This is a genomic window from Streptomyces sp. NPDC096323 (assembly GCF_040302845.1).
Lineage (GTDB): Bacteria > Actinomycetota > Actinomycetes > Streptomycetales > Streptomycetaceae > Streptomyces.
In genome coordinates this window covers 325,601-347,263 of sequence record NZ_JBEOSI010000003.1, presented here as the reverse complement: position 1 = coordinate 347,263, position 21,663 = coordinate 325,601, and the positions used below count along the sequence as shown (strand labels likewise).

The 21,663-nt window shown below is 72.1% G+C and carries 18 protein-coding genes; 9 read left to right on the top strand and 9 right to left on the bottom strand.

Annotated elements, in window-relative coordinates:
• Nucleotides 1-101 precede the first annotated feature (101 nt).
• On the top strand, nucleotides 102-1,067 hold the full coding sequence (locus ABTX18_RS09415; RefSeq protein ID WP_503061123.1) for an amidase family protein: 966 nt from the start codon (nucleotides 102-104) through the stop codon (nucleotides 1,065-1,067).
• A 27-nt stretch (nucleotides 1,068-1,094) separates the two neighbouring features.
• Here the strand turns inward: ABTX18_RS09415 and ABTX18_RS09410 are convergent, their stop codons facing one another.
• Together ABTX18_RS09410 and ABTX18_RS09405 are read right to left on the bottom strand one after the other, a co-directional pair.
• Entirely contained in the window at nucleotides 1,095-2,003 is a 909-nt protein-coding gene (locus ABTX18_RS09410) for a hypothetical protein (RefSeq protein ID WP_352122145.1), read from the bottom strand.
• Nucleotides 2,004-2,060: 57 nt separating this feature from the next.
• Nucleotides 2,061-3,179, bottom strand: coding sequence for a ferritin-like domain-containing protein (locus ABTX18_RS09405; RefSeq protein ID WP_352122144.1), 1,119 nt, complete (start codon nucleotides 3,177-3,179; stop codon nucleotides 2,061-2,063).
• A 180-nt stretch (nucleotides 3,180-3,359) separates the two neighbouring features.
• Between ABTX18_RS09405 and ABTX18_RS09400 the strand changes: the two genes are divergently transcribed.
• The 5 genes from ABTX18_RS09400 (at nucleotide 3,360) to ABTX18_RS09380 (ending at nucleotide 9,476) form a co-directional block, all read left to right on the top strand.
• Nucleotides 3,360-4,295, top strand: a complete 936-nt coding sequence (locus tag ABTX18_RS09400; protein WP_352122143.1) for an AurF N-oxygenase family protein — start codon at nucleotides 3,360-3,362, stop codon at nucleotides 4,293-4,295.
• 26 nt (nucleotides 4,296-4,321) lie between these two features.
• Nucleotides 4,322-5,074 (top strand): TetR/AcrR family transcriptional regulator, encoded by a 753-nt coding sequence (locus ABTX18_RS09395; protein WP_352122142.1) that lies wholly within the window; start codon nucleotides 4,322-4,324, stop codon nucleotides 5,072-5,074.
• 170 nt (nucleotides 5,075-5,244) lie between these two features.
• Complete coding sequence (locus ABTX18_RS09390; RefSeq protein ID WP_352122141.1) at nucleotides 5,245-5,511, top strand: DUF8847 domain-containing protein; 267 nt, start codon at nucleotides 5,245-5,247, stop codon at nucleotides 5,509-5,511.
• 81 nt (nucleotides 5,512-5,592) lie between these two features.
• Nucleotides 5,593-8,118: an outer membrane protein assembly factor BamB family protein gene (locus ABTX18_RS09385; RefSeq protein ID WP_352122140.1), complete on the top strand. Its 2,526-nt coding sequence runs from the start codon at nucleotides 5,593-5,595 to the stop codon at nucleotides 8,116-8,118.
• Nucleotides 8,119-8,300: 182 nt separating this feature from the next.
• Nucleotides 8,301-9,476, top strand: a complete 1,176-nt coding sequence (locus tag ABTX18_RS09380) for a C40 family peptidase (protein WP_352122139.1) — start codon at nucleotides 8,301-8,303, stop codon at nucleotides 9,474-9,476.
• Between the two features lie 82 nt (nucleotides 9,477-9,558).
• Here ABTX18_RS09380 and ABTX18_RS09375 read toward each other — a convergent pair whose 3' ends face one another.
• The 5 genes from ABTX18_RS09375 to ABTX18_RS09355 are packed head-to-tail and all read right to left on the bottom strand — an operon-like array spanning nucleotide 9,559 to nucleotide 15,353.
• Nucleotides 9,559-10,800 carry a styrene monooxygenase/indole monooxygenase family protein gene (locus ABTX18_RS09375; RefSeq protein WP_352122138.1) on the bottom strand — a complete coding sequence of 414 codons (1,242 nt, stop codon included), beginning with the start codon at nucleotides 10,798-10,800 and terminating at the stop codon, nucleotides 9,559-9,561.
• Between the two features lie 30 nt (nucleotides 10,801-10,830).
• Complete coding sequence (locus ABTX18_RS09370) at nucleotides 10,831-11,481, bottom strand: GTP-binding protein (protein WP_352122137.1); 651 nt, start codon at nucleotides 11,479-11,481, stop codon at nucleotides 10,831-10,833.
• Nucleotides 11,462-11,878 carry a DUF742 domain-containing protein gene (locus ABTX18_RS09365; protein ID WP_352122136.1) on the bottom strand — a complete coding sequence of 139 codons (417 nt, stop codon included), beginning with the start codon at nucleotides 11,876-11,878 and terminating at the stop codon, nucleotides 11,462-11,464. Before ABTX18_RS09365 ends, ABTX18_RS09370 begins: the two co-directional genes overlap by 20 nt.
• Complete coding sequence (locus ABTX18_RS09360; RefSeq protein WP_352122135.1) at nucleotides 11,875-12,354, bottom strand: roadblock/LC7 domain-containing protein; 480 nt, start codon at nucleotides 12,352-12,354, stop codon at nucleotides 11,875-11,877. The genes ABTX18_RS09365 and ABTX18_RS09360 overlap by 4 nt, the downstream gene beginning before the upstream one ends.
• Entirely contained in the window at nucleotides 12,351-15,353 is a 3,003-nt protein-coding gene (locus tag ABTX18_RS09355) for a sensor histidine kinase (RefSeq protein WP_352122134.1), read from the bottom strand. The genes ABTX18_RS09360 and ABTX18_RS09355 overlap by 4 nt, the downstream gene beginning before the upstream one ends.
• Nucleotides 15,354-15,717: 364 nt before the next feature.
• On the opposite strand from ABTX18_RS09355, the gene ABTX18_RS09350 reads away from it, so the two are divergent.
• Entirely contained in the window at nucleotides 15,718-16,500 is a 783-nt protein-coding gene (locus tag ABTX18_RS09350; RefSeq protein WP_352122133.1) for a hypothetical protein, read from the top strand.
• Between the two features lie 49 nt (nucleotides 16,501-16,549).
• On the opposite strand, the gene ABTX18_RS09345 is transcribed toward ABTX18_RS09350, so the two are convergent.
• The gene (locus ABTX18_RS09345; protein ID WP_352122132.1) at nucleotides 16,550-17,047 is read right to left on the bottom strand and encodes a MarR family winged helix-turn-helix transcriptional regulator; all 498 of its coding nucleotides are present in this window, start codon (nucleotides 17,045-17,047) and stop codon (nucleotides 16,550-16,552) included.
• Nucleotides 17,048-17,272: 225 nt separating this feature from the next.
• Between ABTX18_RS09345 and ABTX18_RS09340 the strand changes: the two genes are divergently transcribed.
• The gene (locus tag ABTX18_RS09340; RefSeq protein WP_352122131.1) at nucleotides 17,273-18,118 is read left to right on the top strand and encodes a lysozyme; all 846 of its coding nucleotides are present in this window, start codon (nucleotides 17,273-17,275) and stop codon (nucleotides 18,116-18,118) included.
• 284 nt (nucleotides 18,119-18,402) lie between these two features.
• Nucleotides 18,403-19,083, top strand: a complete 681-nt coding sequence (locus tag ABTX18_RS09335) for a polysaccharide deacetylase family protein (protein ID WP_352122471.1) — start codon at nucleotides 18,403-18,405, stop codon at nucleotides 19,081-19,083.
• Between the two features lie 109 nt (nucleotides 19,084-19,192).
• On the opposite strand, the gene lon is transcribed toward ABTX18_RS09335, so the two are convergent.
• Complete coding sequence (lon, locus tag ABTX18_RS09330; RefSeq protein WP_352122130.1) at nucleotides 19,193-21,613, bottom strand: endopeptidase La; 2,421 nt, start codon at nucleotides 21,611-21,613, stop codon at nucleotides 19,193-19,195.
• Nucleotides 21,614-21,663: the final 50 nt, after the last annotated feature.

Sequence of the window (21,663 nt, the reverse complement as noted above, 5' to 3'; positions counted from 1 at the left end):
TGACGGATTCCAGGGCCGCCTCCGAGACGCTGGCCGCGATCGAGCGGGAGGATCCGCGGCTTGGCGCCTTCACCGGGGTCTGGCGCGAGGAGGCCCTCGCCATGCTGCCGGCGGCGGCCCGGCTTCCCCTGCGCGGTCTGCCGTTCGCGGTGAAGGGCCCCACCGGGATCCGTTCGTACGCCGCCCGCCGGCTGATCGCGGCCGGCGGCGTCCCGGTCGGCTCGACCTCCGTACCGGGCCCCGGGACGTACTGGAAGACCTGGGGGCTGGGCACGCACGGACGCACCGTCAACCCGTGGCGGGCGGACCGTACGCCCGGCGGCTCGTCGGCGGGCTCGGCGGTGGCGGTGGCTGCGGATCTCGTGGACCTGGCCACGGGCAGCGACGGGGCGGGGTCGGTGCGCATCCCGGCCGCCTGGTGCGGGGTGTTCGGCCTGAAGACGACCAACGGACTGCTGCCCTCCCCCGACCGCTCGGGCCTCGCCTCCGCCGGCGTCCTGACCCGGACGGCCGCGCAGGCGCACACCTATCTGCGCTGCGTCCTGGACGACTACGAACCGGCCGCGGCGGAACTTCCCCTGGCCGCCGCCTACAGCCCGGACCTGGGGTTCGCCGACGTCGACCCGGAGGTGGAGGCGGTGGTGCGCGCTGCGGTACGGCGGCTGGTCGCGGCGGAAGTGGTACGGCCGGCGGACGGGGGCTGCGCGCTGCTGGACCCGGGGGCGGCCTGGCAGGCGGTACGGGACGGGGAGGCGCCGCAGCACCTCGGGGAGCTCCGGCGCGAGAACGACCGGAGACTGGATGCCTTCTTCGAGGGCACACCGCTGCTCCTCACACCCGTCACCCCCAACCGCCCGCACGGCCACGACGGTCCGGGCGCACTCTTGTCCACCTCGCTGACCTGGGCGTTCAACCTGAGCGGGCATCCGGCGGCGAGTGTGCCCGCCGGATTCACCCCGGACGGCTGCCCGGTCGGGCTCCAACTCGTGGCACGGCGCGGCGCGGACGCCTCGCTGCTCGCCATGGCCTGCGCGGTGGAGAAGGTGCTGGGGGCCCTGCGGCCGTGACGCGCGGCGCCCGGCGCGGGAGCCCGGTCAGCCTGCTCCCACGCCGGCTATCGGCTTGCGCGACTCGGCCCTGACCCTTGCGGTGTCCAGCGCGGCCTTTTCGAGGTCGACCTTCTCCGGGGCCTGGAGCGCGGTCTCGGCGGTGACCACGGCGACGAAGGACGCGGTGTTCGCGTCGCCCCAGGCGCACATCGGGAGGGTGCTCGTGACGGCTCCCTCCTTCGACCGGACGACCTGGCAGGACACCGTGATGTCGTATCCCTCGGGGGTGAACTCCCTCGCGGGTACGGCGATGGTCATGCCCTCGTTCTGCACCGCCCCCTTCAGGATGCTGTCCCGGGTGAAGGCGGGCCCCTTGATGCGGCCCCACATCCCGGAGATGACCAGGGTGCCGCCGCTCTTGGAGGTGTACTGCGTGACGACGGCCTTCGCGTCACGGATGGACGGGTCGTAGGTCCCCTCGATGTCCTTCCCGTCGGTCGCCGAGGAGTCCTTGAACAGCGTGTACTCGCCGTCCAGCAGCTTCTTCGGCACGGTCAGCCGGTATTCGGCCTCCGGGAAGTCCCCGGCCGACGGGATCCCGCCGGCCTTGTCCACCTCGTCCGCCAGCCGCGAGATCCCGAACGCGAGCGCTCCGGCCACCGCCACGGCGCCGGCGGTGATCCCGACGATCAGCCCGGTCCGCTTCCTCCTCGGCGGCGGCATCCCGGGGAACCCGGGCGCACCGGGCGCCGGAGCGCCCCACGGCTGGGGCGCCTGCGGATACCCGTAGGCCGGCTGCCCGGGCGCCGGCTGCTGTGCGTACGGATACTGCGGGGACTGCTGCTGGGGCGCGTACGGATACTGCTGGGGCTGAGGTTGGGGCTGTGGCGGACCGTACGGGCCCTGCGGCGCTCCGTACGGGCCCTGCGGAGGCGGGGGCGGGGGCGTGGTCATGGCGCCCAAGTTACGTCATGTACACGAACACGGTTTCGATCCCCGGGCTGCCGCGCCTCACGCGGCCGACGGGTCCGCGGCGCCCTCCGCTATCGCCTCCGCGACCTCCGCCACCCGCTCCTGCTCCTCCGCCTCGAAGCGTTCCCGGTCCAACTGCTCGGCTATCTCCTCGTCCTGGGCCATCAGGAGGTCCAGGTTCGAGTCGCCGAGGTCGAAGACGCCCATGTCGACGTACGCCTTCTGCAGGCGCTCGCCCCACAGGCCGATGTCCTTGACGCACGGGACGATGCGGCTGAACAGCAGCTTGCGGAAGAGCTGGAGGAACTCCGAGTGCTCGGAGAGGTCCTTCGCCTCCTGCTTGGCGATGCCGAAGTTCTCCAGCACCTCCACCCCGCTGAGCCGGTCGCGCATCAGGTAGCAGCCCTCGATGACGAACTCCTCGCGTTCGCGCAGTTCGGCGTCGCTCAACTGCTTGTAGTAGTCGCGCAGCGCCATCCGGCCGAAGGCGACGTGGCGGGCCTCGTCCTGCATGACGTACGCGAGGATCTGCTTGGGCAGTGGCTGGGTCGTGGTGTCGCGGATCATGCCGAACGCGGCCAGGGCCAGGCCCTCGATGAGGACCTGCATGCCGAGGTAGGGCATGTCCCAGCGCGAGTCGCGCAGGGTGTCGCCGAGCAGTCCCTGGAGGTTGTCGTTGATCGGGTACAGCATCCCGACCTTCTCGTGCAGGAACCGGCCGTAGATCTCCGCGTGCCGGGCCTCGTCCATGGTCTGGGTCGCGGAGTAGAACTTGGCGTCCAGGTCGGGGACGGACTCCACGATCCGGGCCGCGCAGACCATCGCGCCCTGCTCGCCGTGGAGGAACTGGCTGAACTGCCAGGAGGTGTAGTGCTTGCGCAGCTCCCCCCGGTCCTTCTCCGTCATCTTCGCCCAGTGCGGGGTGCCGTACAGGGTGAGGGCCTCGTCGGGCGTGCCGAGCGGGTCGGCGGGGTCGACCTCGATGCTCCAGTCGATGCGCTTGTTGCCGTCCCACTGCTTGTCCTTGCCCTTCTGGTACAGGGCGAGGAGCCGTTCACGGCCGTCGTCGTAGTCCCAGCTGAAGCGGGCGGCACCGGAAGCGGGCACCGTCCACAGCGGTTGCTCGGGGGCGGTGGTGTAGAGGTCGTGGGTCGACACGGACGGCTCCTTCGCCTCGCAGAGATCCGGTAAGTCACCTGACGCCCGGCTCAGTTGGCAGGTTCACACGTTGGTAGACGCTGGGTCAACAAGTCGTGCGCAAGGGATTGACGGCCTTGCTGACAAGTAGTCTCATAGGGGGTGACCGTCGGTAATACGTGTGGAGAGGTGCGCCCAGCCATGACGACCGTGACCGAACGCGACGTGCGGGTGCTCCGCGACGCACTCGGCCCGCTCCGCGACCGCGAGCAGATCGCCGAACGGCTCCTGGAGGCTTCCGCGAAGCACTCCTTCGACCCTGACAAGGAGCTCGACTGGGACGCGGCGGCCGAGGACGGCAAGTGGTTCTGGCCGCCCGAGCTGGTCTCCCTCTACGACACCCCGATGTGGCGGAGGATGTCCGAGGAGCAGCGGCAGGACCTGGCCCGGCACGAGGCCGCCTCTCTCGCCTCCCTGGGCATCTGGTTCGAGATCATCCTCATGCAGTTGCTGGTCCGCCACATCTACGACAAGCCTGTGGTCAGCAGCCACGTCCGCTACGCGCTCACCGAGATCGCCGACGAGTGCCGCCACTCGATGATGTTCGCCCGGATGATCACCTGGGGCGGGGCGCCCTGTTACCAGGTGCCGCGCAGGTACCACAATCTGGCCCGGGTCCTGAAGACCGTATCCACGACGCCCGGTTCCTTCGCGGCGACGCTGCTCGGCGAGGAGATCCTCGACTGGATGCAGCGGCTGACCTTCCCCGACGAGCGCGTCCAGACCCTGGTGCGCGGGGTGACCCGCATCCATGTGGTCGAGGAGGCGCGGCACGTCCGGTACGCCCGCGAGGAGTTGCGCCGCCAGATGGTGACCGCCCCGCGCTGGGAGCGCGAACTCACCCGGGTGAGCTGCGGGGAGGCGGCCCGCGTCTTCTCCGTCTGCTTCGTCAACCCGCAGGTGTACGAGAACGTCGGCCTGGACCGGCAGGAGGCCGTCGCCCAGGTGAAGGCCAGCGGCCACCGGGCCGAGGTCATGCAGTCGGGTGCCAGGCGGCTGACCGACTTCTTCGACGACATCGGGGTCCTGAACGGGGTGGGACGCAGGCTGTGGAAGAGCTCGGGCCTGCTCGCCTGACGGCGCCAGTCGTTACGCTTGCGGGTATGACCCCTGCCGCAGCCGCGCCGCCCAGCCGTGCGTACCGAAGGCTCAGCGTCGAGGAACGCCGCACCCAGCTCCTCGGCGCGGCGCTCACCCTGTTCGCGCACCGGGCCCCCGACGAGGTTTCGCTGGACGAGGTCGCGACGGTGGCCGGGGTGTCGCGTCCGCTGGTCTACCGCTACTTCCCGGGCGGGCGTCAGCAGTTGTACGAGGCGGCGCTCAGGTCCGCCGCGGAACAGCTGAAACTGTGCTTCACCGAACCGCCGGTGGGCCCGCCCACGGAACGGGTCGGGCGCGTCCTCGACCGCTATCTCGCCTTCGTCGACGAGCACGACGCCGGCTTCAGCGCCCTGCTGCGCGGGGGCAGCGTCGCAGAGACGTCCCGCACGAGCACGATCGTCGACGAGGTGCGGCGGTCCGCGGCCGACCAGATACTCGTGCATCTGGGCCGGGGCGCCGGCAGCGGACCCGCCCCAAGGCTGCGGATGATGGTGCGCACCTGGATCGCCGCGGTCGAGGCGGCCTCGCTGATCTGGCTGGACGAGGGCAAGCAGCCGGCCGCGTCCGAGCTGCGCGACTGGCTCGTCGACCAGTTCATCGGGCTGCTCGCGGTCACGGCGGCCACGGACCGGGAGACGGCGTCCGCGGTGGCGGCGCTGCTGCCGCTGGAGACCGCGGCCGGACCGGCCGGCCGGCTGGCGGACCGGCTGGCGCCACTGATCGGCGCGGCGGCGCATCTGCTGCCACCGGGCTGATCCTGTCCGCGCGGCATCTGCTGCCACCGGGCTGATCCTGTCCGCGCGGTCCCGCATCCGCCGGCCCGGGCCGATCCGGTCCGTCCGGCGCGCATCCGCTGCCGCCGGACCGACCTGCTCCGCGCGGCGGCGCATCCGCTGCCGCCGGACCGATCGGTCAGACTGGGGTGGTGAGAAGCGAGAACGTCCCCTTCACCGGCGGCCCGCTGGACGGGCGGGCCCTGCCCGTCCTCGTCGGCGCGACCGGCCACCCGCCCAAGTGGTACGAGGTCCCGGTCCCGGCCCCCGACGGCGGACCGGCCACCGTGCACGCGTACCGGAGGGTCCCGGCCGGATACACCAGGCGGCTGGGGATCCAGCGGGGCTGGGTGTACGAGTACGCCCCCGACGGCCGCGAACGCCATCGCCCCAAGTGGCCCTGGTCGAAGACGGGGTAGGACCTGATGGGCCCGACGTCCTGTGACGGCCCGTCTAAGATCGGCAGTCCGGTCCGAGGGACGGTCACAAGGGGGTGCGCCATGGAGGCGCTGCGTCAGGACGATCCACGCCGCTTCGGCCCGTACACCGTGCTGGCGCGGTTTCGTGAGACGGCCGCCGCGGTCCACTATCTCGCCCATGGCGCGGCTCCGGACGACCTCGTCGTGATCACCTCGGCCCGCCCGGGGCTGGCCGCGCTGCCCGCGTTCCGGCGGCGGTTCCACGCGGAGGCGCGTACCGCCGACCGGCTGGCCGGCGGCTGGGTGGAGGCGCGGCTGGACAGCCCCGCCGGGGCACCCGAGGACGACGACGCGCTGTGGACGGCCGCGGCCTACGTGCCGGCGCTGACCCTCGCCGAGGCGGTCGACCTCGCCGGACCGCTGCCCGAGCGCGCGGTCCGGATACTGGGCGCGGGCATCGCCGAAACGCTCTCCCGTGTCCACGCGACGGGGGCCGTGCTGCAGGGGCTCGCGCCCAGGACCGTGCTGCTGGCCGAGGACGGGCCGCGGCTCACCGCCTTCGGGCCCCTGGGTGCGGCGGCCGAAGCCGAGGCCCGGCCGGGCGGCCAGCTTTCCGTGAGGCTCGGCTATCTGACCCCGGAGCAGGTCGCGGGCAAGGAGGCCGGGCCCGCCTCCGACCTCTTCGTGCTGGGCCTGCTGCTTGCGTACGCGGCGACGGGCAGTACCCCGCTGGCGGACGGCCCGGCCGCCGAGGCCGCCGAACGGATCGCGCACACCGACCCCCGGCTGGACGCCGTGCCGGACGCGTTGCGGGACCTGATCGCCCGCTGCCTGGCGAAGGACCCGGCCGACCGTCCCGCCGCGGGGGCGGTGGCGGCGGAGCTGGCGCTGGAGGGTGCGGCCGGACTGGCCAGGGGCGGCTGGCTGCCCGAACCCCTGACGGCCGCGGTGGCCGAACAGAACGCCCGGGCCCGCGAGTCGGTGGCCGCGCCGCCCGCCGCTGCCGAGTACGCGGCGGCTGTGGCGGAGGCACCGGACGTACAGGACACCCCGCCCGCTCCCCACCGCGACACCCGCACCGCGCAGTTGGGGGTCATCGACCACCAGGCCCTGCGGCCCGACCGGGTGACGACCCAGCTCGCCATGGAGCCCGAACCGCAGGCGCAGCACGCGGAACCGGTGGGCATCGCCGCCGCGCTTCCGGCCCCGCAGCCCCGGGCGCTCCCCGCCTCCGGGCCCGCGGCGCCCCTCCCCGCTCCTGCTCCCCCGGCCCCCGCCGGGCGGGCCGCCGTCGACCGCCGGACGCTGCTCATCGGGGCCGCCGCCGGAGCCGTCGGCCTCCTGGCGGGCGGCGGCGGGGTGCTCGCGTTCGGCTCCGGAGACGACGCCGAGCCCACGGTCGACCCCAAGCCGGCGCCGAGCCCCAGCAAGCCGGCCGTCGCCGGGCTGCCTCCGCAGCCGCACTGGATCTACACCCACCCGGAGGCCGAACCGGCTCCCCTCACCGCCGCCCTGTGGAACGAACGGCTGCTGGTGCTGACCGGCGACACCCAGGCGTCCGCCGTCGATCTGAACACCGGGCGCCGGGTCTGGGAGAGCCCCGACGCCGCCAAGGGCCAGGCCGCCCTGCCCGCCGGAAGGGAACTCTGCTTCGTCGCCGGGCCCTCCGAGTTCCTGTGGCTGTCCGCGAAGGACGGCCGGGTCGCCCACCGGGTGGCCTACGCCGACGGGTTCGCGGGGGCACCCCACCTGTCGGTGAGCAGGCTCGTCGGGTCGTCGGGCCCGCAGCTCTGGTTCACCGGCGCTCACGAGGTCACTGTGAAGGCCCCCAAGCCCAAGAAGGGCAAGAAGCCCGGCAAGGACAGGAAGGCCGTCAAGTCCTATCTGTTCGGGTACGACATCGAGCAGCGCAAGGAGCTGTGGCGGACGCCCGTGCCCACCGGCCGCGGTCCGGCCGCGCCCGTGTACCGCCTCGTGGCGGTCCGGGAGGATGCCGTCGTCGTACGGCAGGACCGGCTGACGCTCACCCCCGCCGATGTGCGGGCGGCCAAGGGGAAGGCGCTGTTCCGCAGCTTCGACCGGACGACCGGGAAGCAGCAGTGGGCCAGGACCTTCGGCACGGCCCCGGACGCGGCGGTCTCGGGAGACGCGGACGGAATGCTGTACGTGGCGTTCGGCGACGGCCTGCGGGCTCTGGAGACCCCCGGCGGCCGGCCGAAGTGGACGCTGAACGGCACACCGGGCTCCTTCTTCGGGCCCTCCGTCGAGGCCGGTGCGCTGCTCCACACCACCAACAGCAACCAGGAGGTGGGCGTGGCCGACCGGGACACCGGAAAGCTGCGCTGGCGGCGCTCCACGGAGGCGGTGGCGGGCGGATCGGCCCCCGTGGTCACGGTCAGCGGCTCGGGCGCCACGCTGCTCGCGGCCGGTCCCGGGCAGGTCACCGCGTTCGCGGCGGCGGATGGGCGGCGGCTCTGGAAGTTCCAGGACATCGGGGCCCAGGACCCGAAGGGGGCGACGGTCACCGCGCCGTACCAGGTGCTCGCCTACGGGAAGCACGCGATCGTCCGGCGCGAGCGCGTGATCTACGCGTTCCCGGTCGCCTGACCGGACCGGCGGGGCGGTCGGTCGCCTTGGGCGGACCCGGCCGCCCCGCCGCCTTCCGGGGGAATCGGTCCGCCGCCACGCCCGGCGGTCCTTGCGTCACCTGTCGACGAGTGAGCGTATGTGAGGAATTGCGCTCACTCATGGGGTAGTCGCACGATTCGCCCCGTTCCGGAGGTGGTGTCGTGTCGGGCAAACTCTCGCGCTCCCTCGGCACGGCGGCGCTGGCCGCCGTCGTCCTGACCGCGCCGGCCGCAGCCGTCGCGGCCCCCTCGCCGGGCCCCGAGGACCCCGCCGCCCCGGCGGCCGGCCCCGAGGCGGCGCCCGGCGGTGTCCGGGGACTGCTGAAGGAACTCCAGCGGCTGTACCAGCAGACCGAGGAGGCCACCGAGACCTACAACGGGACGGCGGCCGAGCTGAAGAAGCGGACCGCCGAGGCGAGGAAGCTGGACTCCGCGCTCGCCACCGCCCGGCTCACGCTGTCCCGCAGCCGCGACGCGGCCGGGCGGCTGGCCCGTGAGCAGTACCAGGGCCGGTCCGACCTCTCCGCGTACCTGCGGCTGCTGCTGATGCGCGATCCCGAGTACGCCCTGGACCAGGGCCAGGTCGTCCAGCGGCTGGCCGCGGGCCGGGTGGCGACCATGAAGCGGCTGGGCACGGCCGAGAAGCGCGCGGCCGATCTGGCGAAGCAGTCCCGCACGGTGCTGGACAGACAACGGGTCCTGGCGGCACGGCAGAAGAAGGACCGCGACACCGTCCGGACCCGGCTGAAACGGGTCGAGGGGCTGCTCGCCACGCTCTCCACGGATCAGCTCGCCGAGCTCTCCGCTCTGGAACAGGAGGGTACGGACAAGGCGCAGGACGCGCTGGTCGCCTCGGGCGCCCTCTCCTCGTTCCGGCCGGCGACCGCGGAGGGCGCCGACGCGGTCCGGTACGCGATCGAGCAGATCGGCAAGCCGTACGTCTGGGGCGCGGAGGGGCCGGACTCGTTCGACTGCTCCGGACTCACCTCGCAGGCCTGGGCGAGCGCCGGCCGCGTCATTCCGCGCACCTCGCAGGAACAGTGGCGGCAGCTGCGGAAGGTACCGGTGAAGGCCCTGCGCCCGGGCGACCTGGTGATCTACTTCCCGAAGGCCACGCACGTGGCGCTGTACATCGGCAACGGCCTGGTCGTGCAGGCGCCGCGGCCCGGCTCGCGGGTCAAGGTCTCCCCGCTGGCGTCGAACCCGCTGCTGGGCGCTGTCCGTCCCGATCCGGAGAGCGCACCGCTGTCCACGTACAAGCCGCCGGAACTTCCCGAGGGGGCCTCGGATGGCTCCGACGAGGGGTACGGCGACACGTCGGCCCCCGGCGACGAGTAGAGGGCCGGCCCGCCTGCTCGTATCGGCACCGAACGCACCGGCCGGGCAGGAACCGGCCGGTGCGTTTGTGGGTGCGGGACGCTCAGGCGGCCGGACCCGCGACCGAGGCGAGGTACGCGTTCGTCTTCTCGGGCTCGTAGAAGAAGTTCTCGAAGTCCGCCGGATTGTTGAACCCGTTGGCGAAGCGGTCGGCGACCGGCTGGAGCCGGCCGGCGGCGCCGATCAGGTTCAGCACGTGCTCCGGCGGGACGCCGAGCATCGCGTTCGTCCACTTCGTGACGTGCTGGGCGGTCTCCCAGTAGCGGTCGAACGTGGACTGCATCCAGGCCGCGTCGAACTCCCCGTCGCCGTGCTCGATGATCGAGTCCAGGTAGGCGTTGGCGCACTTGGAGGCCGAGTTGGAGCCCTGCCCGGTGATCGGGTCGTTGGCCACGACGACGTCCGCCACGCCGAGCACCAGACCGCCTCCCGGGAGCCGGCCGACCGGCTTGCGCACGGTCGGGGCGTAACGGCCCGCCAGGGTGCCGTTGGCGTCCGTCAGTTCGACCTTGGTGGCGCGCGCGTACTCCCACGGGGTGAACCGCTCCATGAGCTCCAGCGTCGTGGCGAGGTGTTCCGAGGGGTCCTTGATGCCCTGGAACGCGTCGAGCGGTCCGCCCGGGACGCCCTCCCAGAACAGGATGTCGGCGCGGCCCGACGTGGTCAGGGTCGGCATCACGAAGAGCTCGCCGACGCCCGGGACCAGGTTGCAGCGGACCGCGTCGAACTCGGGGTGCTCCGGGCGCGGGCCCATGCCGTGGACGTACGCGACGGCCAGGGCGCGCTGCGGGGCGTCGAACGGCGAACGGGAGGCGTCCCGGCCGAACATGGAGACCAGCTCGCCCTTGCCGGCCGAGACCATCACCAGGTCGTAGGTGCGGGAGAAGTAGTCCAGGTCGGACACGGCCGCACCGTGGATGACGAGCTGCCCGCCGCGCTGGGCGAAGGTGTCCATCCAGCCGGCCATCTTCACGCGCTGGTCCACGGACTGGGCGAAGCCGTCCAGCTTGCCGACCCAGTCGATCGCGCGGGAGGAGTCGGGCGCGGCGACCGAAACGCCGAGCCCCTCGATGCGCGGTGCCTGGGACTCCCAGAAGTTGAGCTGGTAGTCCCGCTCGTGCTGGAGCGCGGTGTGGAACATGCACTGCGTCGACATGACCCGGCCGGAGCGGATCTCGTCGGCCGTGCGGTTGGACATGAGGGTGACTTCGTAGCCTCTGGACTGCAGGCCGAGGGCGAGCTGGAGCCCGGACTGACCGGCTCCGACTATCAGTATCTTCCGCATCGCGGTTTCTCCGTGGTGTGTGACGGCGAGCTATGCCGGGGTGGCGTCGAGAGCATGGCCCACGAGGGCCAGGAGCGACTCGACGACGGTGATCCTGTTACGCGCGTCCATGATCACCACAGGCACGTGCGGCGGGACGGTCAGGGCCTCCCGGACGTCCTCGGCTTCGAACCCGGGTGTTCCCTCGAAGTGGTTGACGGCCACGATGTACGGCAGCCCGCAGCTCTCGAAGTAGTCGAGGGCGGGGAAGCAGTCGGCGAGCCGCCGGGTGTCGGCCATGACGACCGCGCCGATCGCGCCGCGCACGAGGTCGTCCCACATGAACCAGAAGCGCTGCTGGCCCGGTGTGCCGAAGACGTACAGCACGAGGTCGTCGTCGAGCGTGAGGCGGCCGAAGTCCATGGCGACGGTCGTGGTGACCTTGTCGGGCGTGGAGCTGAGGTCGTCGGTCTCCTCGCTGGCCTGCGTCATCATCGCTTCGGTCTTCAGCGGGGTGATCTCGGAGACGGAGCCCACGAAGGTGGTCTTGCCCACGCCGAAGCCGCCCGCGACCACTATCTTCGTGGCGATCGGGGCCCTGGTGCGGTCGAGTTGCCACGCCTGCAGCGTTTCATCGGGCTGGTCCTCCGGCCCCGGCTGACGAGGGGCGAACAGCGGCGGCTCAGAGACGACGGAGTCCATTGAGCACCCTTTCCAGCAGTGCGCGGTCGGGCTGGCCGGTGCCGTGACCGGTTCCGTACACGCGGATCTTTCCCTGGTCGGCCAAGTCGCTGAGCAGCACCCTGACCACGCCCAGCGGCATCCTCAGCAGGGCGGAGATCTCCGCGACGGTACGCATCCGGCGGCAGATCTCGACGATGGCCTGGAGCTCCGGCATGACGCGCGAGGCCAGGTTGCCGTTGGTCAGTTCGCGGCGCTCGTCGGGGGCGTCGAGCGCGGCGACGAACGTCTCGACGAGCAGGACGTGGCCGAAGCGGGTCCGGCCGCCGGTGAGCGAGTACGGGCGCACCCGCGCGGGCCGTTTGTCGGCCCCGCGCACGGGGAGCCTCGGGGCGGGTTCGGCGGCAGCGTGGGTCACTGGGCGCTCTCCATCGATTTGCGCAGCTCACTGCGGAGTTCGGGGGTGAGTACGTGTCCGGCGCGGCCGACGAAGAGCGCCATGTGGTAGGCGATGACGCTCATGTCGCAGTCGGGTGTGGCGTGCACACCGAGCAGCGATCCGTCGCTGATCGACATGACGAAGACGCTGCCTTCCTCCATGGCGACCATGGTCTGCTTGACGCCGCCGCCGTCCATCAGTTTCGCGGCGCCGACGGTGAGGCTGCCGATGCCGGAGACGATGGTCGCCAGGTCCGCGCTGGAGCCGCGGGGGCCGTCCTGCCTGTCCGCGGCCGGGGCGCTCTGGTGGCCGGGATCGGAGGAGAGCAGCATGAGTCCGTCGGACGAGACGACGGTGACCGAGCGGACCCCTGGCACCTCCTCCACCAGATTGCTCAGCAACCAGTGAAGGTTCCGGGCTTCGGTGCTCAACCCGAACGTGCTGGGCGCAGTCAACTGCGTGCCTCCTCGACTGTGTCCCCCGTCTCTCCGGTTCGGCCATCGGTACGGCCGGCCGGCTCAGTGTGCTCGGTACGTGTGGTGCCGGTGGCCGGAGCGGTGGCCTCGGCGATCTCCGCCTCGACGTCCCTGCGGCCGTCCTTCGCGCCCTGGTGGAAGCCGCCGAGCCGGCGGCGCAGGGCCTCCTTGTCGACGCTGCCCGTGCGCTCGGCCGCGGGGGCCGACGCGGGCCGGACGACCTTGGGGGTGCGCTTGGGCAGGCCCTTGTCGGTGATCCGGCCGGGCTGGGTCTGCGGCTCCGGCTCCGGGCGGCGCGGCCCGGGCAGCGCGTCGGCCACGGGGGTCGTGGCGGGGGCGGACGGCGTCGGGGTTTGCTCTGGTTGCGGGCCCTCGTCGGGGGTGCGCTCGTGGCGGTCGGGGCCGATGGCGTACGGGCCGGCGGCGGTCGTGGGCTCCGGGCCGTCCCCGAAGACGGGGGCGTGGGTGAACTCGGGTACGTCCTCGAATTCGGGCACGCGCGGGAGCCGGACCTGCATCGTGGTCTCGGCCTCCGACTCCGCGGGCCGGGCGGGCTCGGGGGCCGGGGCGGCTGCTGAGGGCTGCGGCGCCTGAGCGGTCTCCGGCTCGGGGGCCGTCGGAGGCAGGTGGTCGGGGGCGGCCTGGTCCTCCACAGGGGCCTGCGCGTCCGGCCCGGGAGCGGGAGCGGCCGTCGTGCCGGTCCCCGCGATCGCCTTCTCGGCGGCCGCGATCAGTGGGTCGCCGGGCAGTGGGTCGCCGGGCAGCGCGTGCGTACGGCGGGGCAGAGCGTTGGAGTTGGCCTCGGCGACCGACCCGGGAAGATTCAGCGTGGGCGCGTCCCCGGGGGCCGTGACCGGCGGCGGGGTCGCGGCCGGCGGCGCCTTCGGCAGCAGGGCCTGGGGCAGCACGACGACCGCTGTCACCCCGCTGCCCTTCTGCTCGCGCAGCTGGACCCGTACGCCGTGGCGCGCGGCCAGCAGCGAGGTCACCTGGAGGCCGAGGCCGGCCCCGTCCGCGCTCTGCTCACCCGCCTCGAAGAGCGCCGGGTCGCCGAGGCGGGTGTTGAGCTCGCCCATCCGTACGGACGACATGCCGATGCCCTCGTCCTGCACGGAGAGCATCACCTCGCCGGTCTCCAGCAGCCAGCCCGAGAGCTGCACATGGGAGTCCGGCGGGGAGAACGAGGTGGCGTTCTCCAGGAGTTCGGCGACGAGGTGGCTGAGGTCGTCGGCGGCGAAACCGGCGATCTGGGCGTGCGGCGGCAGGGACTGGATGGTGACCCGCTCGTACCGCTCGATCTCGCTGACCGCGGCGCGCGCCACGTCGACCAGCGGGATCGGCCCCGGGTGCCCGTGTCCGTGATCGGAGCCCGCGAGGACCAGCATGTTCTCGCTGTGGCGGCGCATGACGGTGGCCATGTGGTCGAGCTTGAAGAGCGTCGCGAGCCGCTCCGGGTCCTGCTCGCGCTCCTCCAGGGACTCGATGACGCCGAGCTGGCGTTCGACGAGACCGAGGGTGCGCAGCGAGAGGTTGACGAAGGTGTGGTGGACGGTGTTCTTCACCTTCTCCAGCTGCGCCGTCAGGTCCGCGGTCTGTACCTGGAGTTCGGCGCGCTGAAGGGTGAGTGCCTCGCGGCCGGCGATCAGTTCGCCGCGTTCGCTCTCCAGCTGCTCGAACCGTCCGTTGAACTCGTGGAGCAGTCCGTGCAGCCGGCCGTGCAGGGCGTTGATGGACCGGACGACCTGGGCGAACTCGTCGTTGCGGCCCGTGTAGCGGACCGGTTCGGCCGTCTCGGGTTCCGCGGCGAGGCGGCCCGCGCCGATCCGCAGGACGGCGAGCGGCTGGGTGAGGGTGCGGGCCACCGCGGTGGAGACGCCGACGGCGACGAGCAGACAGCCGCCGAGGAGCGCGATGCTCAGTTCGAGCGCCGTGACGTCGTCGTCGCGCAACTGGCCCAGCCGCTGCACCTGGGCGGTGCCGAGGGCGGACTCGACGCCCCGCATCCGGTCGATCCGGGCGGAGAGCGCCGCCCCGAGCTTCTTCGGGGAGACCTTCTGGTCGGACGCGGACAGCTCGGGACGGTCGGTGAGTCCGGCGAGGTACTTCTCCGCGCTGTTGACCTCGGGGCCGGTGACGGTGGTGGCCAGCTTGTCGCGGGCGGTGGCGCCGGCGGCCTGGTCGAAGTCGGAGAGGGCGGAGAGCTCGCCGACCCGGGACTGCTGTGCGGCGGCGCTCAGCTGGTCGCGGGTGCGGTCCTCCTTGGTCTCGCCCTCGTCCTCGGCCTGGACGGGCAGGCCGGTGAACGGGTCGGTCTGCGGGGCTGCCGGCTCCTTGCGGGGGACGGCGAGCGCGGCGAGCAGCAGCCCGCGGGTGGCGGAGGCCTGTTCGGTGGCCCGGCCGAGCGCGAGCGGGGCACGGACGGCCTCGGCGGCGCGGGGCGGGGTCCTGTCGGCGAGCTCGTCGGAGAGGTCCTGGAGCTTGGAGATGACCTCGGTGTACGCCTGGTGGGCCTCCAGCGCCGTGCCCTTGCCGCCTATGGCGTCGCGGCGCAGCGAGGGGATGGTGGCCAGGTCGCGGCGCAGGACGGCGGAGGCCGCGTCCCGGATCTCGTCGACCTGCTGGTCGACCCGGGCGCTGCGGCTTCCCGCGGAACCGCTCGCCGCACCGGGCTTGCCCTCCCGGCCGGCGGCGATGAAGGCGGTGACCTCGTCGCGTTCGTCGGCCAGGGAGTGCGCGAGCGCGACGGCCTGCTGGTTCAGCTCCGCGAGGGTGACCAGCCGCTGCGACTCGGTCAGGTCGGAGGAGGCGCTCAGGGCCGCCGGCGCTCCCGCGGCGATGACGGTGATCCCGACGACGGCGACGCCCGCGACGAGCCGGCTGCGGACACGGACGGTGCGCCCGCGCTCAGCCGGCGCCGAAGGCGCCACCTCGGAACCACTGTTCATGCTGCCCTTGCTCCGAGGCCGCTTCTTCTGCACCGGTGCTCGCAATCTCGACTCGTCCGCCTTTGAAGCAGAGGTGACGCCCGGTCACGTGAACGAGCGCCCCGACCCCTGGTACGGCTTCCGACCATTCCAGTGCTTTTGAGAGGGGGGCGCGCATCACCCGCTCCGCCACCCGAACGAGTGAACAACACTCCTGAGTTGACGAACAAGTCACTCCCCGGACCGCCGACGGCGCATCTGGACACCCGGCTGGATCTTCGGGTCAGGCTTTGGCAGGATGCCCGCCCGCACACTTCCCGGAGTGATTCCTTCCGTTCCAACCGCCCGCCTGACCTGCTGGTACGGTCCAATCCCCGGCCCGTGCAGGCTCCGTGAAGGCGTCGTGCAGACTGGCCGCATGCGCATCGAACTCGCCACCGCCGCCGGTCTCCCCGGGCGCCCGAACGAGGACTGGGCGGCCACGGTCCTGCCTGCCTCCGGCCAGGGTGGAGGGCTCGTCCTGCTCGACGGCGTGACCCCGCCGCCCGGTGACGACGGTTGTGCGCATTCGGTCCCCTGGTTCACGGCACGGCTGGGCGGCGCGCTGGTGGAACTGTCGGGTTCGCGCCGGGATATGACCTTGCGGGAGATCCTGGCGGAGTCCATCCGGCGCACCGCCGACACACACCGTTCCCTGTGTGACCTTTCTCACGTACGCACGCCACAGGCAACCGTGGTCCTCGTGCGTTGGGACGACGCGGAGATCGAACACCTGGTGCTGTCCGACTCGGTGCTGCTGCTCGAGTCGCCGGACGGCGCCGTCGGCGCCGTGCTGGACGACCGGCTCGACCGGCTGCCGCCGGGCGCGCTGGCCTCCGAGGAGACCGCCGACGCGTACCGGAACGCGGAGGGCGGCTTCTTCACCGCCGCGGCCGACCCGGCCGTGGCGGACCGCGCGGTCACCGGGCGCACCCCACGCGCCGGGGTGCGGGCGGTCGCCGCGCTGACGGACGGGGCGAGCCGCTGGACGGACATGTTCGGCGAGGGCGACTGGGCGGCCTGCCTCGGGGTGCTCCACAAGGAGGGCCCCCAGGGGCTGATCGACCGGGTCCGGACCCTGGAGGACTCGGACACGGACCGTACGCACCTGCGACGGAGCAAGCGGCACGACGACGCGACGGCGGTCTACGCGCAGCTGTGAACAACCCGTGCCGCCACCGGATGCCGCCGGGCGCCCCGCCGCGGCCACCTCAGCCTTCGGCGCGGGCGTTCAGCTGGTGCAGCAGCCGGGCCAACTCCGCGACCTCCGCACGGTCCCAGTCGGCGAGCTTGCGCACATAGCGGTCCCGGCGCGCGTCCCGGACGCTGCGGAAGCGGGCGAGGCCCTCGTCGGTGAGATGGACCAGCGAGGCCCTGCCGTCGGCCGGGTCCGGCTCGCGCGCCACCAGTCCGAGGACCTCCAGGGCGCGCAGCTGACGGCTCATGGTGGCCTTGCCGACACCGAAGTACGAGGCGAGGTCGGTGGCCCGCTGACGTCCGGCCGACTCCAGCCGTACGAAGAGCCCGTAGGCCGCCGCCTCCAGTTCGGGGTGCACCTCGCGGGCCATCTCACCGGAGTTGGCGCGGGCGCGGCGCAGGAAGACCGCCAACTCCCGTTCCAGCGCGAGGAACTCGTGGTCCACACCACTTCCCCCGGCTGCGTCGGGTTCACTGCCGCCTTCGCTCCCGTGCACGTCAACACCCCTCATGAGCTTTCCCGCCGCTGAAAGTTTCTTTCGCCGCCGGTCATCACCGCAGCTCCACCAGTATTTCGCAGGAGTAGACCAACGGCACCGCCCAGGCCCTCTTCCGCCACCCGGGTCTACGTGCGTAGCGTCATGCATGGCATGTTCACACCATGGCATGCCACCAGGGGCGCGTCCGTCGCGCCCCGGGTCAGCAGGTCCCCCCACCGAGGCCTCGGAGGCACGCTCATGCCCGTGCACAGATCCGGCTCCACGACAGTCCGCCGCTCGCGCTTCGCCGCAGCGGGAACCCTGCTCGCAGCTCTCTCCCTCCTCATCGCCCTGCCCGGCGCCGCCGGCGCGTCCGCCGCCTCCGGCGATCCCACCGCGCCCGCCCGGGGCACGGCCACCATGGGCATGGGCGTCATCGCCCACGACGGTCAGGGCGGCCTCCCCACCACCCGCGCCGTCCAGACCGAAGGCGTGGACGTGAGCAGCCACCAGGGGAACGTCGCCTGGTCGACGCTCTGGAACAGCGGTGTGAAGTGGGCCTACACCAAGGCCACGGAGGGCACGTACTACACGAACCCGTACTTCGCCCAGCAGTACAACGGCTCGTACAACGTCGGAATGATCCGCGGGGCGTACCACTTCGCCACCCCGGACACGACGAGCGGCGCCACCCAGGCCAACTACTTCGTGGACCACGGCGGCGGCTGGTCCAGGGACGGCAGGACGCTGCCGGGCGTGCTCGACATCGAGTGGAATCCGTACGGCGCGCAGTGTTACGGCAAGACCGCGGCCGGAATGGTCTCCTGGATCCGTGACTTCGTGAACACCTACAAGGCCCGCACCGGGCGGGACGCGGTCATCTACACCGCGACCAGCTGGTGGCAGACCTGCACGGGCAACAGCGCGAGCTTCGGCACCACCAACCCGCTCTGGGTGGCCCGCTACAACACCACGGTCGGGACGCTCCCGGCCGGCTGGGGCTACTACACGATCTGGCAGTACACCTCGTCCGGTCCGACCGTGGGCGACCACAACCACTTCAACGGCGCCCTCGACCGCGTACAGGCGCTGGCCAACGGCTGAGGCCGCCGGCCGTTTTCCCCGCAGAGCCCGGTGACGTACCCCGTCTCCGGGCTCTGCCCCGTTCGGCGTCTTCGGCCAGGCACGGAATCCCTCGACGGGCCACAGCGGACCCCCCTCTATGCACGAGGTGTATACACCCTATGTATAGTCCTTCTCGTCCGCGGCCGAGCGCGGCATGAGCCCCTAGGGAGTGACCTGCCTTGCGCAGTAGGACGAAGTCGATCGGCACGGGGTTGGCCGTCGCTCTGGTGACGGCCCTCACACTGACACTGAGCGGCTGCTCGATGGAGACCACGGCCCCCGGATCCGCCCGCGGCGACGCCGGCTCGGACGCCAAGGGCTCGTTCGGCCCGGTGGACTGCCGTGAGGCCAAGTGCATAGCCCTCACCTTCGACGCGGGCCCGGGCGAGGACACCCCGCGCCTGCTGGACATCCTCAAGAAGGAGAAGGTCCACGCGACCTTCTTCCTGCTGGGCAAGAACCATGTGAAGAAGCACCCCGGCACCGTCCGCCGGATCGCGGCGGAGGGGCACGAGGTCGCCAACCACACCTGGTCACACGAGATCCTGACGGACAAGAAGCCCGCGGAGATACGCGCCGAGCTGGAGAAGACGCAGGACGCGATCGAGGCGGTCACCGGCAGGAAGCCGCGGCTGATGCGCCCGCCGCAGGGCCGCACCGACGACACCGTCTCCGGGATCAGCAAGGACCTGGGGCTCTCCCAGATCCTGTGGAACGCCACCGCCAAGGACTACTCGACGACGGACTCCGCCCTGATCCAGGAGCGGATACTCGACCAGGCGACCAAGGACGGCATCATCCTGCTGCACGACATCTACAAGGGCACGGTGCCCGCGGTGCCCGGCATCATCCACGAGCTGAAGAAGCGCGGCTACACCTTCGTCACCGTCCCTCAGCTGATGGCACCCGCCGAGCCGGTCCCGGGCACGATCTACCGCCCCTGATCCGGCTGCTGCTCCGTGTGCGCGCGAAACGGCCCGCCTCCCCGCGAGGGGGAGACGGGCCGCCCGTACCGGCCGCGCACGCAGTGCCACGCCCGTCACGCCGTGGCGCCTACGCCGCGGCCGGGATCCTCCGCTCCGCCGGGGCCGTGGCCGGGGCGAGGGCGATCTCCAGCACCTGACGGACGTCCGTGACCGGGTGGACCTCCAGGGTGTCCAGCACCTCGGCGGGAACGTCGTCCAGGTCGGCCTCGTTGCGCTGCGGGATCACCACGGTGGTGATGCCCGCCCGGTGCGCGGCGAGGAGCTTCTGCTTCAGGCCGCCGATCGGCAGGACGCGACCGGTCAGCGACACCTCACCGGTCATCGCCACATCCGTACGGACCAGCCGTCCGGAGAGCAGCGAGGCCAGCGCGGTCGTCAGGGTGATGCCGGCGCTCGGACCGTCCTTCGGCACCGCGCCCGCCGGGAAGTGGATGTGCACGCCCCGGTCCTTGAGGTCGGCGACCGGCAGTTCCAGCTCCGCGCCGTGCGAGCGCAGGAAGCTCAGCGCGATCTGCGCGGACTCCTTCATGACGTCACCGAGCTGACCGGTGAGGGTCAGTCCGGACGCCCCGGTCTCCGGGTCGGCGAGCGACGCCTCCACGAAGAGCACGTCACCGCCCGCCCCGGTCACCGCGAGTCCGGTGGCCACGCCCGGCACCGCGGTCCGGCGCTCGGCCGGGTCCTGGGCGGACTCCGGCACGTGGTGCGGCCGGCCGATGAGGCCGCGCAGGTCATCCTCGGTCACCGTGAACGGCAGCTCGCGGTCGCCCAGTTCGTGCTGGGCCGCGACCTTGCGGAGCAGCCGGGCGACGGACCGTTCCAGATTCCGGACCCCGGCCTCCCGGGTGTACTCGCCGGCCAGCTTGCGCAGCGCGGACTCGTCGAGGGTGACCTCGGCCGGCTCCAGACCGGCCCGCTCCAGCTGGCGCGGGAGCAGGTGGTCGCGGGCGATGACGACCTTCTCGTCCTCGGTGTAGCCGTCGAGCCTGACCAGTTCCATCCGGTCGAGCAGCGCCTCCGGGATGGACTCCAGGACGTTGGCGGTGGCCAGGAAGACGACGTCGCTGAGGTCGAGCTCGACCTCCAGGTAGTGGTCGCGGAAGGTGTGGTTCTGGGCCGGGTCCAGCACCTCGAGGAGGGCCGCGGCGGGGTCGCCGCGGAAGTCGGAGCCGACCTTGTCGATCTCGTCGAGGAGGACGACCGGGTTCATCGAACCGGCCTCCTTGATGGCGCGGACGATGCGTCCGGGCAGCGCGCCGACGTACGTACGCCGGTGGCCTCGGATCTCCGCCTCGTCCCGGACACCGCCGAGGGCGACGCGGACGAACTTGCGGCCCATGGCGTGCGCCACGGATTCGCCGAGCGAGGTCTTGCCCACGCCGGGCGGCCCGACCAGGGCCAGCACGGCGCCGCCGCGCCGGCCTCCGACCACGCCGAGCCCGCGGTCGGCGCGCCGCTTGCGCACCGCGAGGTACTCGGTGATGCGCTCCTTCACGTCCTGCAGGCCCGCGTGTTCGGCGTCCAGGATCTCCTGGGCGCCCTTGATGTCGTACGCGTCCTCGGTGCGCTCGGTCCACGGCAGTTCGAGGACGGTGTCGAGCCAGGTCCTGATCCAGGAGCCCTCGGGGCTCTGGTCGGAGGAGCGCTCCAGCTTGTCGACCTCCTTGAGCGCGGCCTCGCGGACGTGCTCGGGGAGGTCCGCGGCCTCGACGCGCGCCCGGTAGTCGTCGGACTCGTCCTCCGGGTCACCGTTGAGTTCGGAGAGCTCCTTGCGTACGGCGTCGAGCTGGCGCCGCAGCAGGAATTCGCGCTGCTGCTTGTCGACGCCCTCCTGGACGTCCTTGGCGATGGACTCGGCGACGTCCTGCTCGGCGAGGTGCTCACCGAGCCACTGGATGGCGAGCTTCAGCCGGGCGACCGCGTCGGCGGTCTCCAGCAGCTGCACCTTCTGGGCCGTGGTGAGGAAGGGTGAGTACCCGGAGTTGTCGGCGAGCGCGGAGACGTCCTCGATCTGCTGGACCCGGTCCACGACCTGCCAGGCGCCGCGCTTCTTCAGCCAGCTGGTGGCGAGCGCCTTGTACTCCTTGACCAGTTCGGCGACGGCTCCGGGGACGGGGTCGGGGACGGAGGCGTCGACCCGGCTCCCCTCGACCCAGAGCGCGGCGCCCGGCCCGCTGGTCCCGGCCCCGATCCGCACGCGTCCGCGCCCGCGGATGAGGGCGCCCGGGTCACCGTCCGAGAGCCGCCCGACCTGCTCGACGGTCCCGATGACACCGATCCCGGTGTAGGTCCCGTCGATACGCGGAACGAGCAGCACCTCGGGCTTGCCGCCACCCTCGCGGGCCGCGGCCTGCGCGGCCTCCACCGCTGCGCGTACCTCGCGGTCGGACAGGTCCAGAGGCACCACCATTCCGGGCAGTACGACCTCGTCGTCGAGCGGCAGCACAGGCAGGGTGAGCGGAGTGACCGCATTGGACTCAGTAGCCATGATCTCCCCTTCGGCATTCAAGTTGAGCTGTACTGACTCAATGCTTGTGA

What these genes read in the sequence shown, in the direction of transcription:
- ABTX18_RS09415 (WP_503061123.1), top strand. Translation starts at nt 102, where the DNA reads ATGCTGCCGGCGGCGGCCCGGCTTCCCCTGCGCGGTCTGCCGTTCGCG.
- ABTX18_RS09410 (WP_352122145.1), bottom strand. Translation starts at nt 2,003, where the DNA reads ATGACCACGCCCCCGCCCCCGCCTCCGCAGGGCCCGTACGGAGCGCCG.
- ABTX18_RS09400 (WP_352122143.1), top strand. Translation starts at nt 3,360, where the DNA reads ATGACGACCGTGACCGAACGCGACGTGCGGGTGCTCCGCGACGCACTC.
- ABTX18_RS09395 (WP_352122142.1), top strand. Translation starts at nt 4,322, where the DNA reads ATGACCCCTGCCGCAGCCGCGCCGCCCAGCCGTGCGTACCGAAGGCTC.
- ABTX18_RS09385 (WP_352122140.1), top strand. Translation starts at nt 5,593, where the DNA reads ATGGAGGCGCTGCGTCAGGACGATCCACGCCGCTTCGGCCCGTACACC.
- ABTX18_RS09375 (WP_352122138.1), bottom strand. Translation starts at nt 10,800, where the DNA reads ATGCGGAAGATACTGATAGTCGGAGCCGGTCAGTCCGGGCTCCAGCTC.
- ABTX18_RS09370 (WP_352122137.1), bottom strand. Translation starts at nt 11,481, where the DNA reads ATGGACTCCGTCGTCTCTGAGCCGCCGCTGTTCGCCCCTCGTCAGCCG.
- ABTX18_RS09350 (WP_352122133.1), top strand. Translation starts at nt 15,718, where the DNA reads ATGCGCATCGAACTCGCCACCGCCGCCGGTCTCCCCGGGCGCCCGAAC.
- ABTX18_RS09345 (WP_352122132.1), bottom strand. Translation starts at nt 17,047, where the DNA reads ATGAGGGGTGTTGACGTGCACGGGAGCGAAGGCGGCAGTGAACCCGAC.
- ABTX18_RS09340 (WP_352122131.1), top strand. Translation starts at nt 17,273, where the DNA reads ATGCCCGTGCACAGATCCGGCTCCACGACAGTCCGCCGCTCGCGCTTC.
- ABTX18_RS09335 (WP_352122471.1), top strand. Translation starts at nt 18,403, where the DNA reads ATGGAGACCACGGCCCCCGGATCCGCCCGCGGCGACGCCGGCTCGGAC.
- lon (WP_352122130.1), bottom strand. Translation starts at nt 21,613, where the DNA reads ATGGCTACTGAGTCCAATGCGGTCACTCCGCTCACCCTGCCTGTGCTG.